The organism is Psychrobacillus sp. NPDC096623 (genome assembly GCF_044762655.1).
Classification (GTDB): domain Bacteria; phylum Bacillota; class Bacilli; order Bacillales_A; family Planococcaceae; genus Psychrobacillus.
In genome coordinates this window covers 42,975-56,682 of sequence record NZ_JBIWER010000010.1, presented here as the reverse complement: position 1 = coordinate 56,682, position 13,708 = coordinate 42,975, and the positions used below count along the sequence as shown (strand labels likewise).

Sequence of the window (13,708 nt, the reverse complement as noted above, 5' to 3'; positions counted from 1 at the left end):
ACTTAAAAAGCTCATTTTGTTTTGCTGGCATCATCATTAAATGATGTCAAATTTGTTTGCTATCAGACTAACTAAGTTAATCTTTCAAGCTATATGTCTTAACGTTTTGCATGTTCAGTTTTCAATGTTCAATTCGTTATGTCGTTTTGGCGACTTTAATATCATATCAAATCCTGATATCGTTGTCAACAACTTTTTTTAATTTGTTTTTTGTGTAAGTCACTAATGAAAATGACAACTTGATAACTATACCACCTGCAAATCGTTATGGCAAGTGCTTTTCTCAACTTTTTCTAAAAAAACTTGAAAGAACAATACACATACAATATATAGTAGGAATATAAAAAGCGAGCTACTACAAATAGTAATAACTCGCCATCTACATTCGCCTATCTTAATCTTTATGACGCATTGTTGGGAATAATAGTACATCGCGAATAGATGCAGCATTAGTTAATAACATTACTAAGCGGTCTATTCCTATACCAAGACCACCTGTTGGCGGCATTCCATATTCCAACGCTTCTAAGAAGTCTTCGTCCATTTCATGAGCTTCATCGTTACCAGCTTCTTTTTCCGCCATTTGCGCTTCGAAGCGCTGACGTTGATCAATAGGATCATTTAACTCAGTAAATGCATTTGCATGTTCACGACGAACTATGAATAATTCAAAACGATCAGTAAAGCGACCGTCTTCTGGATTTTTCTTCGCAAGTGGTGAAACTTCTACTGGATGACCGAAGATGAATGTTGGTTGAACTAATGTTTCTTCTACTTTTTGTTCGAAGAATTCATTTAATACATGCCCTACTTCCATAGAAGGTTTAACTTCTACTCCATGTTCCTTAGCTAATGCGTGTGCCTCTTCCTTCGTTAGCTCTTTCCAGAAGTCCACACCGGTAGTTTCTTTCACTGCATCCGCCATATGCCAGCGTCTCCAACCTGGAGCAAGATTAATCTGATCTTCGCCATAAGTTACAGTGGTAGACCCTAATACATCTTGCGCTACATGAGCAACTAAATTCTCGGTTAAATTCATAATATCATTGTAATCAGCATACGCTTCATACAGTTCAATCATTGTAAATTCAGGATTATGACGTGTTGAAACTCCCTCATTACGGAATACGCGACCAATTTCATATACTTTCTCTAATCCACCTACTATAAGGCGTTTTAAATGTAATTCAATTGCGATACGCATATATAATTCCATATCCAATGCATTGTGATGAGTAATGAAAGGACGTGCTGCTGCTCCGCCCGCTATTGTATGTAGCATTGGCGTTTCCACCTCTAGATATCCTTCGCCATCCAAATAGCGACGGATAGCACGGATTATACGACTTCTAGTAATAAACGTATTTTTACTTTCTTCACTTGTCATTAAATCTAAGTAACGTTGACGGTAACGTTGCTCTACATCTTTTAAGCCATGGAATTTCTCAGGCATCGGGCGTAGAGATTTTGTTAGGAACGTAAACTCAAGAGCTTTAACAGATAACTCACCAACTTGTGTACGGAAGACATTACCACGGACACCAACGATATCTCCAAGGTCAGCAGTATTAAATAACTCATATGCTTCTTCACCGATTGCATCTTTACGAACGTAAATTTGAATTTGTCCACCAAGATCTTGTATATGAGCAAATCCCGCTTTACCTTTTCCACGTTTAGTCATAATGCGGCCGGCAATAGTCACTTCATGTAATGTTTCTTCTAATTGTTCTTTTGTAAATTGTTCATATTCATTAACTACTTCATTACTTAAATGCGATCGATCGAATTTACTTCCAAAAGGGTCTAATCCTTTTTCCTGTATTGCAGTCATCTTTTGTCTTCTCACCAAAAGTTGATCGTTTAATTCTTCTAAGTTAGACATGTTCGTCACTCCTCCACTACCTATTATCCGTAGTTACTTTTTTCACGTTGCATTTATTGTACACAATTTCTGCATTCTAATCATCTTTTTCTAACAGAAGATATTTTTTATATTATTCTGATTGTTTTTCGAAACGGAAAAAGCTGCCACGTATAGTGACAGCTCTTTGTTTCATCGATGATTAAATGACAATAGATTTTACCTCTTCATACTCATAAGTAGATTCTTTCCCAAAGTCACGTAAATAATCTCTTAAATCTTTTGCCGTTTCTGTTTGGTTAATCACGTTTCTTGCTATACCATTTCCACGAATCCCTTTTAAATACCAAGATGCGTGTTTTCGCATTTCTCTAACTGCTATTTTTTCGCCCTTTAAAGCTACTAAGCGATCAAAGTGTAGTAAGCATACATCCATCTTTTCCTGGACAGTTGGCTCTGGTTTTAAAAGTCCAGTTTCCAGATACTCTACTGTACGGTAAATCATCCATGGATCGCCTAGGGCTGCGCGACCGATCATAACACCATCTACACCAGTTTCATCTAGCATGCGTTTCGCGTCCTCTGGTGTATTGACATCTCCATTTCCGATAACAGGAATATTTACTGCCTCTTTCACTTGACGTATCAAATCCCAGTTTGCATGTCCTTCATACATTTGAACGCGTGTACGACCATGTACAGCTACTGCTGATCCACCAGCACGTTCGATTGCTCGGGCATTTTCCACCATATAAAGATGTTCTTCATCCCAACCAGTGCGCATTTTAACACTCACTGGTTTTTTTACGTTATCTACTACTGCCGCTACCATTTCATAGACCTTGTTAGGGTCTAGAAGCATTCTTGCTCCAGCTTCACATTTAATGATTTTGTTTACAGGGCAACCCATGTTGATATCAATAATATCCGCTGACGTATGTTGGTCAACATATTTAGCTGCTTCGACAAGTGTTTCTTTTTCTCCACCGAAAATTTGAAGTGACAGTGGATTTTCACGCTCGTCAATATAAAGCATACTTAATGTTTTTTCGTTTTTCTGTACAATCCCTTTATCCGAGATCATCTCCGCATATACTAAGCCTGCTCCAAATTCTTTTACTGTCAATCGGAATGCAGAGTTACAAATACCAGCCATTGGTGCTAATACTACTCGATTATCCATCACATGATTACCTATTTTAAACGGTTTTGTTGATGCATTTGTCATTATTATTCACCTACCTTTGTTTCTCCTTTTAATTCTTCTACTTGTATATGAAGGATAGAAGCAATTTTTTCTAGTTGCTCCTTACTCGGAATTCGTTTACCTTGCTCTATTTGACCGAGTATAGACACAGACATATCCATTTCTTTTGCAAGTTCAACTTGCTTCACCATTTTTAACCTGCGAAATGCACGAATGCGTCGACCCCATCGAATGTTTTCCATAAATGGACGCCTTCTTTCTGAACATGCGCAACATCTGCTATTAACTGCTTAGATTGTGGATCTACTAAATTCGCTTGTAATTCCACAAGTGGTATAAGCACGAAGCCTCTTTCCATCATCCGTGGATGCGGAATAATAAGGTCTTCCGTTTTCATATTCTCTTCATTATACAACAAAATGTCAAGGTCTACTGTTCGGGGACCCCAATGAATATCTCTAGTCCGACCTAGTTGCGCTTCTATTTCATTACATCTTTTTAATATTTCATGCGGTGACAATAAAGTTTCGATTTCCACTACCATATTCAAGAACGCAGCCTGGTTCTCATAGCCCACTGGGTCTGTTTCATAAACAGACGACACGTTTATCACATTTACCTGTTCCACCTGTTGCAACAAACGTACCGCCTGCTGAAGATAGTCAAGACGATTTCCTATATTAGATCCTAGCGATATAAAAACAATGTTCTTCATATTGTTCCTCTAGTAATATCGACTGCTACGGAAGCGTAGTGTCCGACAATCGGCGGGTTTGGTTTCACCAATTGGATACGACAGCCACTAACCTTCGTTGCATATGTCTCCAAAATAGACGAAGCAATCTTTTCTGCAACTGCTTCTATTAATAAATATGGCTTACCTTCCACAATTTCTTTGCATAATTCAAAAACCTCTGCGTAATTTACTGTTTCCTCTAAATTATCGGTTTCGCCCGCTTTTTTTAAATCACACGCTAAGGTTATTGTCACTCGAAATATTTGGCCTAGCTTCGTTTCCTCTGGTAACGCCCCGTGAAATCCGTAAAATTCTAACTCATTCAAATGTATATAATCCATTTAGATTATACCTCGCTTTCAACATACTTAACTTTCCCCGTCAAAACATCCATCATTTTGGTCATACGCGTCATTTCTTTTACATCATGTACGCGTACCATATGACATCCAAGCTGAACACCAAAACAAACCGTTGCTCCAGTTCCTTCCATCCGTTCATCGACAGGAAGGTTTAATACATTGCCGATTAATCGTTTACGGGATGTTGCCAATAAAACAGGATAGCCCATCTCGACTAATTCATTTAAATGCTGCATCATCCAGACATTTTGAATGGTTGATTTGGCAAAGCCTATACCTGGATCCAACCAAATATTCTCTTCCGAAACTCCTGCCGACTTTGCTATTTGAATACTTTCTTCTAAGTCATGTTTTGCATCTGACCAGAAATCTGTATACGCTTCGTTATCTCTATTGTGCATCAAAATTATCGGAACCCCGTGCTCTGCTGCAACTTTAGCTATTTCAGGGTCTCTCTTTGCTCCCCAAATATCGTTTATGACATGTGCACCTGCAAGTACCGCAGCTTTTGCAACCGCCGACTTATATGTGTCAATTGAGATTACTGCGTTTACTTCTGCTCTTATCGCTTGAATGATAGGAACAACACGCGTAATTTCCTCTTCATCAGAAATAAGTGTATAGCCAGGTCTAGTGGACTCACCGCCCACGTCTATTATTTTCGCCCCGTCTGCTACCATTTGCTTAGCTCTTGCTACAGCTGCTTCTATTTCATTGAACTTACCGCCATCAGAAAAAGAGTCGGGTGTAACATTCAATATACCCATCACTATTGTTTCTTTATGGAAGTCTAATGTAACTCCACCTGCTTCAAAGCGACCACTATTATTATGTAAATTCATCATTCGATCCTTTCTCGCTGTATGCATCTTGTATAAGCATCATGTAATGCCTTGTAAATAGGTCCCGCATTGCCCAAAAACTGGCTTGACCCTAATTGCTTAATCGGAATGATTTCCTGTACCGCATTTGTAATAAATACCTCTTCCGCTTTTTCTAATACTTCTTTAGTGAAGAGTCCTTCTTCTATTTCAAATAAAGAACATTTCATAACCCACTCACGAGTCGTACCTGCTAAAATACCCGTTTCTAAAGACGGGGTATACATCTTCCCATTAATCGACCAAAAGATATTCGAAGTTATTCCTTCCGCTATATATCCTTCTGAAGTTAAAAAGAACCCTTCACAAGCAGCAAGCGACTGTACCTCGAATCTAGCGTGTACGTTGTTGGCATAGTGGTGGGATTTATGCCGTATTCCGCTTTCCGGAGTATTCCTTACTGTATCTAGCCAGACAGCAGACTTCTCTGTGCCCCTAGGCGCAACTTGTAATACCTTACGATATAAAATTACTGTCGGCTTCTTATAATGTGACGGTTGTAGACCAATATCATGAATACCGGCCGAAACATTCAAACGAAAATAACCATCCTCCCCTTTATTCGCTTCTGTAAGTGCTTCTACTGCCGACAATAGCTCACTTTCTTCATAAGGCATTGATATACGAAAATCGGAAAGTGCCCGACACAAACGATTCCAATGAGCATCCCATAGAAAAACTTTTCCATTGTACGTTCGGAACGTTTCAAAATAGCCCAGTCCATATAAAAAACCATGGTCATATGCAGATACCATTAACTCGTCTGCTCGGTAATACGTTCCATCCTTCCAAGCATCCATTTATCTACTCTCCTTAGCAGTAAAACTATACGCTACAATAAAATTATGGATGATCTTTTTGCCTTCTTCTGTCATAATCGACTCAGGGTGATATTGGACGCCCTCCACAGGATAGTTTTTATGGCGAAGCCCCATTATTTCTCCCTCTTCCGTCCAAGCGGTTATTTCCAGACAATCTGGGAACGATTCTCTTTCCACAAGTAAAGAATGATATCTGGTTGCCCGAAAAGGATTTGGTATATCGGCATTCACACCTTTACTATCATGGAAAACCGGAGAGACTTTTCCATGCATTAACCTATCTGCACGAATAACCTTTCCGCCAAAGGCTTGACCAATCGCCTGATGACCTAAACAAACACCCAAAATCGGGATCTTACCTGCAAAGTGTGTGATTACTTCTAAACTAATGCCTGCTTCATTTGGTGTGCATGGTCCGGGGGACACAACGATAACTTGAGGATTTAACGTTTCAATAGTATCTATCGTTAGCTCGTCATTGCGTGCTACCTTCACTTCGATCCCTAATTCGCCAATATATTGAACGAGATTATACGTAAATGAATCGTAGTTATCAATCATTAAAATCATTTGTGCTCTCCTTCTGCCATAGCCTTCGCTTGCCATACTGCTTTTGCTTTGTTTAAAGACTCTACGTATTCAGCACTCGGTACCGAGTCAATGACGATGCCAGCACCTGCTTGAATATGAGCCATCCCATCTTGAATAAACGCTGTGCGAATCACAATATTGAATTCTAAATCCCCCGAATATCCTAACCAACCAATTGACCCTGTATATAACCCTCTACGAACCGGCTCTAGCTCTTCAACTATTTCCATTGTCCGAATTTTAGGTGCACCTGTAATCGTACCTCCAGGGAACATCGCTCGGATAATCTCTGTATTTGATATTCCAGCTCGAAGTGTTCCCTTTATGTTAGAGACAATATGCATCACATGGGAGTACCTTTCAATAACCATGAACTCATCCACTTCCACTGTTCCATAGGCTGAAACACGCCCAAGGTCATTTCGCTCTAAGTCGACTAGCATAACATGCTCCGCTCGCTCTTTTTCGTTTTCAATCAACTCATTTGCTAGTGTTATATCTTCTGCTTCACTTTTCCCACGTGGTCTTGTCCCGGCTATTGGTCTCGTAGATAACTCAGTTCCTTTTTTCTTCACTAAAAGTTCGGGTGATCCAGAGACAACTGAAAATTCCGGCGCTTGTATGTATGCCATATAAGGAGAGGGATTAAATGCTCGTAACGCCTCATACATCACTATTGGACTGACGCTCAATTGCTTCGATTGCCTAACAGAAAGATTCACCTGGAAGACGTCCCCTTGCCCAATATACTGTTGAATTTTCGTAACTGCGTCCTTAAATTCACTTGAACTTACCGATACATACAATTCAGCAGGATCTTCAGCTATTTCCATTGCAGCTCCAGGGTAAAACATTCTTAAATCCATTCCCTTTTCAGCTGCTTCCTTATATTCTTGCTCTAGTTCCTCTAAATCTACACTACAAGTAGATAGCTTCATTAATGTGACTTCCTCTTTATTTACATCTAAAACCGCCCAACAATCGAATAGTTGGAAATAGATATCAGGAATATGTAAATCATCTTCAGCTAGATTCGGTAAAACTTCGATCTTTCTGGCATAATCATAGCTTATAAAACCAATAGCTCCACCTTGAAAGTCAGGTAAATCTTGCTGATAAGGTAATTTATAATCAGAAACAAGTCTTTCTAATTCCTCTAACGCTTCTCCGAGACGAACTTCTTGCTCTCCACTTCTCCATTGAATATGCAAGCCATCTTCGACTGATTTAGCAACAGCTATTGGATTCCAGGCTGCAACAGACAAGTGACCACCCCTGCCACTCTCTAAAAAGATATTATATAATTCTTCTTTTGTTAGTTTTTTATATGCATAGAAAAAAGCTTCTTTCGACATATGAAATGCATGTGTTTCTAGTTTGATATTCAATTTCTCAAATCCTCCTAAAACGATTTGATTTCATCTTAACTTGAAACTACTACTCTTCGCCACTAGGAAAACAGTAAAGACTATTTATCAAATAATTTATAGAGAAAAAAGAGGAAGCAATTGCTGCTCCCCCTTGATATACTTTATTCTTTTAAATTACTGATTCTGATTATTCTTCGAATTGGTATAAAGGTGTGCTTAAGTAGCGTTCGCCGTTATCCGGAATAATCGCCAATACTTTTTTACCTTTTCCAAGCTCTTTAGCAAGTTTAAGTGCCGCGTAAATTGCAGCTCCTGCAGAAACTCCACCAAGAATACCCTCTTTTTTCGCTACTTCACGGGAAGTTGCATATGCGTCGTCATTTGATACTTGAATAATTGAGTCATATAATTTTGTATCTAAAACGGTTGGTACGAATCCAGCTCCGATACCTTGGATTTTATGAGGTCCTGGTTTACCTCCAGATAACACAGGGGAATCTTGTGGTTCTACTACCGCAAGATGGATGTTTGGGAATTTCTCCTTTAATACGCCACCTGCACCAGTAATTGTTCCCCCAGTGCCGACGCCTGATACAAAACCGTCCAATTGTTCAAACGCCTCTGCAATTTCTGGACCAGTTGTTAAACGATGGACTTCCGGATTAGCTTCGTTGTTAAATTGTTGTGGCATAAACCATCCATTTTCGTTTGCAAGCTCTTCCGCTTTTGCAATCGCACCTTTCATGCCGTCAGCCCCAGGAGTCAATACAAGATCAGCTCCATAAGCACGAAGTAGGTTTCTGCGTTCTAAACTCATAGTATCTGGCATAACTAAGACAGCATTATAGCCTTTTGCTGCTGCGATCATCGCAAGACCGATACCCGTATTACCACTCGTAGGTTCAATAATTGTTCCATTTTCCTTTAACTTGCCTTCTTTTTCAGCTGCTTGAATCATAGCAAGTGCGATACGGTCTTTTACACTACTACCTGGGTTAAAATATTCAAGTTTTACATACACTTCTGCATCCTCAGGGTTACCTACACGGTTTAATTTTACGATTGGTGTTTTACCGATCAAATCCAATACAGACTGAGCTAACTTCGTCATTTTCCCACTCCCAATTCCTACTTGTTTAATAGGCTTTATTTTTTTAATCATACCAATGAATCAGAAGAATTGTCAATAATATTACATTCAATGATTTTAAATATTTAGTTAAATAGTTTGATTCAGAGCTAGTGGCGGATAATCGATATCTAGAAAACCACAAGTAAAGAGTGTATGATTAATAGTTGAATAGCTTATTAATTCAGAGAATTTTTTGGAGATTTATAACTCAAATTTAGTAGAAACCAATATAATATGATCGGAGTTTTTTATGAGTACTGTACTTGTTAGGAATCATGTAAAAGTTTTAGGTGAAGGCGACAAAACAATCATATTTGCACATGGTTTTGGGTGTGATCAAAATATGTGGAGATATATTACACCATTTTTCGAAAAGAATTATCGAGTAGTTTTGTTTGATCATGTAGGGGCAGGAAATTCAGATCTAACTGCGTATGATTTCGAAAAATATAGTACGCTTCAAGGATATGCTCAAGATGTTTTAGATATTATGGAAACACTTAAACTTAACGATGTTATATTTGTTGGACATTCGGTCAGCTCCATGATAGGCATGCTTGCTTCAATTGAACGTCCAGATCGCTTCCACAAATTGGTAATGATTGGTCCTTCTCCTCGCTATCTTAATGATGGAGACATATATCATGGTGGATTCGAAAAAAACGATGTACTAGAATTACTCACTATGATGGAAATGAATTATCTTAGCTGGGCTAGCTTTATGGCGCCTCTTGGCATGAATAATCCTGAAGTACCTGCACTCACTGCAGAACTAGAAAACAGCTTCACTCGGTCCAATCCTTTAATAACTAGACAATTCGCTGAAACTACATTTTTCTCGGATCACCGTGCAGATTTAGGTAAAGCGAAAGTATCTACGTTAATAATGCAATGTTCCGATGATAGTATCGTACCTCTAGTAGTAGGTAACTATTTACATGAGCATATGAAGAATAGTACGCTTTACTTAATGGAGGCAAAAGGACATTACCCTCACCTAAGTCATCCACAAGAAACGATTAGTTGTTTGAACGATTTTCTATTAACGTAAGTAGCTTGAATTGAAAGGATGTAATTTGATGGATAAGAGATGGAAAAACTTGCCGTGTGGTTACGTTTCCATGACTCCACAAGGAGTAATTTTAGATGTAAATGATACATTCCTTGAGATGGGAAACTATACCCGAGACAATTTAATTTCCAATCATATTGAATCTATTATGTCCGTTGCCAATAAATTATTGTTCCACTCATACTTTTATCCTTTTATACAATTAAATGGATATGTTGATGAAATATATCTAAACTTAAAAGGAAGTACTGGTACAGATATTCCTGTACTATTTAACGGGAAATATTACGAGCAAACAGAAGTGGTAGATTGTATTTTTGTACATATGGGGAAACGAATAGATTATGAACAGGAAATACGTAATGCTAAAATACTAGTAGAGGAAGCCTATCGAGAGAAGGATGCTGCTTTGGCAAAAATGCAACAACTTCATCTTGAACTAGAACAAAAGCAATCAGAGTTAATAAAATTAAATCAGAAGCTTGAAACACTTTCCATTACTGACGGTCTTACTGGTTTAAATAACCGCAGATTCTTTATTGAAAAAATGAACGAATATATATTGCAATCTAAACAAACCAATAACCCCATTTCACTTTTAATGCTCGACGTTGATCATTTTAAATTAGTCAATGATACAGGAGGGCATCCGGTTGGGGATAAAGTTTTATTACAATTGGCTAAACTATTAACAGAATTCTTTCCAAAAGGTCATATTATTGCTCGATACGGCGGGGAAGAATTTGTTGTAATTATGCCCTTTTCAAATAAGGAAAAGTCTTTAAACGAAGCAGAGCAATTAAGAAGTACAATCGAATCAGCCAACTGGGAGGTAGGAAAGATTACAGTGAGTATTGGAGTTGCAACTAGCAATCTTTTTGAAACAACAACCTCTATTTTATCAAAGGCAGATAAAGCCCTCTATTCATCGAAGGAAAATGGAAGGAATAAAGTTACACACGCATCTTTAAGTTAATGTTTCTATTCATTAAATCATTTAAATAATGTAAATTAGTAAAGACCATCTTTAGAAACGAAGATGGTCTCTTTAAATATCAATCATTCACTATAAACCCAATCTGCATCAAACTCTTGCCAAAAAGCTTCCTGAGTAACAGATTGGGGCAGCTGATCAAGTGCAAGTTCTCTATAAATACGTTCTTTTACCTCTTCATAGGAGAAGGATTGACCTTCGAATACACTCTTCACCATCGCAACGGCAAATCTGCCATCTGCTAAAGCGATCGGTTTGCTCCATTTACCTTTATCCGTATTCTGTACTGCCCCTACTAAGGCTTTATCGACCGATTCGTTTCCTTCAGATACATAGCCGATATCTCCACCGAGACTTGCCGAACTTGCATCAGCAGATCGTTCTCTCGCCAACCCTTCAAAGGAAGAACCATTTTCTAATTCTTTCACAACTTTGTTTGCCTCATCCTCCGAACTAACATAAATGACGCTAGTTCGATAAGACGTGGAGGTATTGTACAGATTTTTGTTATTATCATAGAATTCTTTAATAGCATCATCATCAATGACTATGTCTTTAGATAATACTTTTTCTAAGATTAAACGAGAGCGAATATCTTTACGTAGTACCTCTTCATCATAGGATTGTAAGGAAGTGCTCTCTTGTGTGGAACGGATTAAAGCGAGCTCTAAGTCCACTTCTGCATCCGATACTTTAATCTTGTACTTTTTAGCAGCAGCTTCCATAACCTCCGCATTCACCATATCTAATAATACTTCTTTGCCATAAATGGATTCCATTGAAGCCATCCACTGTTCTTTTGTGATGACTTTGCCTGCAACGGATGCAACTTCTTCCGAATCATTCTTTTTACTCGTATCATTCGGTATTAACCATGCGATGAACCACAGTAGATTACCTATTAAAAGAATACTCAACACCGCTAGTACCGGTTTAGTTTTTAAACGTCTTTTAGCTGGTGCATTATCGTAATCACGCGTTGATTTCATCGATAAATGACTCCAATTCAGCTACGGAATAATGGTATTTCTCCATACAGAAATGACAGTGGGCTTCTGCTCCGTTATCTTCTTCTATCATTTCACGAATTTCCTTCTCTCCTAGTGTAATAATAGCATTCCCAAATCTTTCTTTGGAGCAATTACATTCAAATGAAACAGGAGCTGAATCTAAAATTCGTACATTCTCTTTACCTAAAATTTCAAATAGTATTTCTTCCGGAGTTAATCCTCTTTCGATTAGTTTAGAAACTGGCTCCATTTTAGATAAATGTTTTTCAATCTCTGTAATCGTTTCATCATCCGTTCCAGGCATTAGTTGGATGATAAACCCACCAGCAGCTAGAATAGAGTTGTCTGGATTTACAAGTACTCCAAGTCCTACAGAAGAAGGAACCTGTTCAGAAACAGCAAAATAATAAGTAAAGTCTTCGGCGATTTCACCTGAAACAATTGGCACTTGACCAGTGAAGAAGTCTCTCATACCCAAATCTTTTACAATCGTTAGTGTACCTTCTGTCCCTACTGCGCGACGAACATCCAATTTTCCATGTTCATTTAAGTCGAAGTGAGTTTGAGGATTAGTAACATAACCACGCACTTCTCCTTTGGCGTTACTATCAATAATCAATGGACCAACCGGACCATTACCTTCTATTTTCACCGTTATCTTATCTTCACCTTTTAGCATTGCACCCATCATAAGTGCAGCTGTCATCGATCTTCCAAGCGCAGCGGATGCAGTCGGCCAAGTACCATGTCGTCTTTGACCTTCTCCCACAGTGTCAGTTGTACGAGCTGCAAACGCACGTACACTCCCTTCAAACGCTATAGCTCTTACTAAATAATCGCTCATTTATCTATTACCTCTTTCATCATTATTTCGTTGATAAATTAAATATAAACCCTTCAACGTTAAGAATGGATCAATAATATCCATTATAGTAGTTTCTTCACCAATTAAGGAAGCCATACCACCTGTAGCTATTATTTTTGGATTTTGTTTCGATACCTTTTTCATACGATTTACGATACCCTCAACTTGTCCTACATATCCGTAAACTATTCCCGCTTGCATAGCAGCAACCGTATTTTTTCCAACGACATTCTCAGGTTTTGTCAGCTCTATACGTGGAAGCTTACTAGCTCTATTAAATAGTGCATCTGTTGAAATACCGATACCCGGGGCAATCGCTCCCCCCATATACTCTCCATGTTCATTGATAAAACAATAGGTCGTGGCAGTTCCGAAATCCACAATGATTAAAGGACTTCCATATTCATGAATGGCAGCTACAGCATTTACTATCCGATCCGCCCCAACCTCACGTGGATTCTCATACTTAATATTTAATCCTGTTTTAACTCCAGGCCCTACTACAATTGGCTTAATACCAAAGTATTTTTTACACATCGCTTCTAATGTAAACATAATAGGTGGAACTACAGAAGAAATAATAATACCTTCTATTTCATCAAAAGAGATAGTAGCATGAGAAAACAACGCCTTAACCTGCATGCCATATTCATCCTCTGTTTTTAAACGATCGGTCTCCATTCTCCAATGGTGGATTAACTTATCATTTTCATAAACCCCTAATACAATATTAGTATTTCCTGTATCTAAGACAAGTATCATCTAGCTTATCCTCACTTTTTTGTTGAGTTTCCCAAACATCA

The 13,708-nt window shown here is 38.3% G+C and carries 15 protein-coding genes; 2 read left to right on the top strand and 13 right to left on the bottom strand.

The features are described from left to right. Nucleotides 1-394: 394 nt before the first annotated feature. The 10 genes from lysS to cysK all read right to left on the bottom strand — a co-directional run bounded on the left by lysS (nt 395) and on the right by cysK (nt 8,943). Nucleotides 395-1,885 carry a lysine--tRNA ligase gene (gene lysS / locus ACIQX2_RS18940; protein WP_402854122.1) on the bottom strand — a complete coding sequence of 497 codons (1,491 nt, stop codon included), beginning with the start codon at nt 1,883-1,885 and terminating at the stop codon, nt 395-397. A 181-nt stretch (nt 1,886-2,066) separates the two neighbouring features. Beyond that, entirely contained in the window at nt 2,067-3,092 is a 1,026-nt protein-coding gene (dusB, locus tag ACIQX2_RS18935; protein ID WP_402854120.1) for a tRNA dihydrouridine synthase DusB, read from the bottom strand. A 2-nt stretch (nt 3,093-3,094) separates the two neighbouring features. Beyond that, nucleotides 3,095-3,262 carry a helix-turn-helix domain-containing protein gene (locus tag ACIQX2_RS18930; protein WP_402854117.1) on the bottom strand — a complete coding sequence of 56 codons (168 nt, stop codon included), beginning with the start codon at nt 3,260-3,262 and terminating at the stop codon, nt 3,095-3,097. A gap of 2 nt (nt 3,263-3,264) precedes the next feature. Continuing rightward, nucleotides 3,265-3,786, bottom strand: coding sequence for a 2-amino-4-hydroxy-6-hydroxymethyldihydropteridine diphosphokinase (gene folK / locus ACIQX2_RS18925; RefSeq protein ID WP_402854114.1), 522 nt, complete (start codon nt 3,784-3,786; stop codon nt 3,265-3,267). Next, nucleotides 3,783-4,148, bottom strand: coding sequence for a dihydroneopterin aldolase (gene folB, locus ACIQX2_RS18920; protein ID WP_402854111.1), 366 nt, complete (start codon nt 4,146-4,148; stop codon nt 3,783-3,785). The genes folK and folB overlap by 4 nt, the downstream gene beginning before the upstream one ends. 5 nt (nt 4,149-4,153) lie before the next feature. Then, nucleotides 4,154-5,011: a dihydropteroate synthase gene (folP, locus tag ACIQX2_RS18915; RefSeq protein WP_402854135.1), complete on the bottom strand. Its 858-nt coding sequence runs from the start codon at nt 5,009-5,011 to the stop codon at nt 4,154-4,156. Continuing rightward, the gene (pabC, locus tag ACIQX2_RS18910) at nt 5,011-5,850 is read right to left on the bottom strand and encodes an aminodeoxychorismate lyase (protein ID WP_402854109.1); all 840 of its coding nucleotides are present in this window, start codon (nt 5,848-5,850) and stop codon (nt 5,011-5,013) included. The genes folP and pabC overlap by 1 nt, the downstream gene beginning before the upstream one ends. Further along, the gene (gene pabA, locus ACIQX2_RS18905) at nt 5,851-6,441 is read right to left on the bottom strand and encodes an aminodeoxychorismate/anthranilate synthase component II (protein ID WP_402854106.1); all 591 of its coding nucleotides are present in this window, start codon (nt 6,439-6,441) and stop codon (nt 5,851-5,853) included. It abuts the gene before it with no gap. Continuing rightward, complete coding sequence (locus ACIQX2_RS18900) at nt 6,438-7,817, bottom strand: anthranilate synthase component I family protein (protein WP_402854132.1); 1,380 nt, start codon at nt 7,815-7,817, stop codon at nt 6,438-6,440. The genes pabA and ACIQX2_RS18900 overlap by 4 nt, the downstream gene beginning before the upstream one ends. 202 nt (nt 7,818-8,019) lie before the next feature. Further along, the gene (gene cysK, locus ACIQX2_RS18895) at nt 8,020-8,943 is read right to left on the bottom strand and encodes a cysteine synthase A (protein ID WP_402854103.1); all 924 of its coding nucleotides are present in this window, start codon (nt 8,941-8,943) and stop codon (nt 8,020-8,022) included. Between the two features lie 271 nt (nt 8,944-9,214). Between cysK and ACIQX2_RS18890 the strand changes: the two genes are divergently transcribed. Together ACIQX2_RS18890 and ACIQX2_RS18885 are read left to right on the top strand one after the other, a co-directional pair. Next, nucleotides 9,215-10,015 carry an alpha/beta fold hydrolase gene (locus ACIQX2_RS18890; RefSeq protein WP_402854100.1) on the top strand — a complete coding sequence of 267 codons (801 nt, stop codon included), beginning with the start codon at nt 9,215-9,217 and terminating at the stop codon, nt 10,013-10,015. A gap of 28 nt (nt 10,016-10,043) precedes the next feature. Then, a complete protein-coding gene (locus ACIQX2_RS18885; RefSeq protein WP_402854096.1) occupies nt 10,044-11,012 on the top strand; it encodes a sensor domain-containing diguanylate cyclase in 969 nt (322 codons plus the stop codon). Between the two features lie 83 nt (nt 11,013-11,095). Here ACIQX2_RS18885 and ACIQX2_RS18880 read toward each other — a convergent pair whose 3' ends face one another. The 3 genes from ACIQX2_RS18880 to ACIQX2_RS18870 are packed head-to-tail and all read right to left on the bottom strand — an operon-like array spanning nt 11,096 to nt 13,667. Beyond that, a complete protein-coding gene (locus ACIQX2_RS18880; protein WP_402854094.1) occupies nt 11,096-12,019 on the bottom strand; it encodes a peptidyl-prolyl cis-trans isomerase in 924 nt (307 codons plus the stop codon). Then, a complete protein-coding gene (gene hslO, locus ACIQX2_RS18875) occupies nt 12,003-12,884 on the bottom strand; it encodes an Hsp33 family molecular chaperone HslO (RefSeq protein WP_402854091.1) in 882 nt (293 codons plus the stop codon). The genes ACIQX2_RS18880 and hslO overlap by 17 nt, the downstream gene beginning before the upstream one ends. Beyond that, entirely contained in the window at nt 12,885-13,667 is a 783-nt protein-coding gene (locus ACIQX2_RS18870; RefSeq protein WP_402854087.1) for a type III pantothenate kinase, read from the bottom strand. Nucleotides 13,668-13,708: the final 41 nt, after the last annotated feature.

What these genes read in the sequence shown, in the direction of transcription:
- lysS (WP_402854122.1), bottom strand. Translation starts at nt 1,885, where the DNA reads ATGTCTAACTTAGAAGAATTAAACGATCAACTTTTGGTGAGAAGACAA.
- dusB (WP_402854120.1), bottom strand. Translation starts at nt 3,092, where the DNA reads ATGACAAATGCATCAACAAAACCGTTTAAAATAGGTAATCATGTGATG.
- ACIQX2_RS18930 (WP_402854117.1), bottom strand. Translation starts at nt 3,262, where the DNA reads ATGGTGAAGCAAGTTGAACTTGCAAAAGAAATGGATATGTCTGTGTCT.
- folK (WP_402854114.1), bottom strand. Translation starts at nt 3,786, where the DNA reads ATGAAGAACATTGTTTTTATATCGCTAGGATCTAATATAGGAAATCGT.
- folB (WP_402854111.1), bottom strand. Translation starts at nt 4,148, where the DNA reads ATGGATTATATACATTTGAATGAGTTAGAATTTTACGGATTTCACGGG.
- folP (WP_402854135.1), bottom strand. Translation starts at nt 5,011, where the DNA reads ATGAATTTACATAATAATAGTGGTCGCTTTGAAGCAGGTGGAGTTACA.
- pabC (WP_402854109.1), bottom strand. Translation starts at nt 5,850, where the DNA reads ATGGATGCTTGGAAGGATGGAACGTATTACCGAGCAGACGAGTTAATG.
- pabA (WP_402854106.1), bottom strand. Translation starts at nt 6,441, where the DNA reads ATGATTTTAATGATTGATAACTACGATTCATTTACGTATAATCTCGTT.
- ACIQX2_RS18900 (WP_402854132.1), bottom strand. Translation starts at nt 7,817, where the DNA reads ATGTCGAAAGAAGCTTTTTTCTATGCATATAAAAAACTAACAAAAGAA.
- cysK (WP_402854103.1), bottom strand. Translation starts at nt 8,943, where the DNA reads ATGACGAAGTTAGCTCAGTCTGTATTGGATTTGATCGGTAAAACACCA.
- ACIQX2_RS18890 (WP_402854100.1), top strand. Translation starts at nt 9,215, where the DNA reads ATGAGTACTGTACTTGTTAGGAATCATGTAAAAGTTTTAGGTGAAGGC.
- ACIQX2_RS18885 (WP_402854096.1), top strand. Translation starts at nt 10,044, where the DNA reads ATGGATAAGAGATGGAAAAACTTGCCGTGTGGTTACGTTTCCATGACT.
- ACIQX2_RS18880 (WP_402854094.1), bottom strand. Translation starts at nt 12,019, where the DNA reads ATGAAATCAACGCGTGATTACGATAATGCACCAGCTAAAAGACGTTTA.
- hslO (WP_402854091.1), bottom strand. Translation starts at nt 12,884, where the DNA reads ATGAGCGATTATTTAGTAAGAGCTATAGCGTTTGAAGGGAGTGTACGT.
- ACIQX2_RS18870 (WP_402854087.1), bottom strand. Translation starts at nt 13,667, where the DNA reads ATGATACTTGTCTTAGATACAGGAAATACTAATATTGTATTAGGGGTT.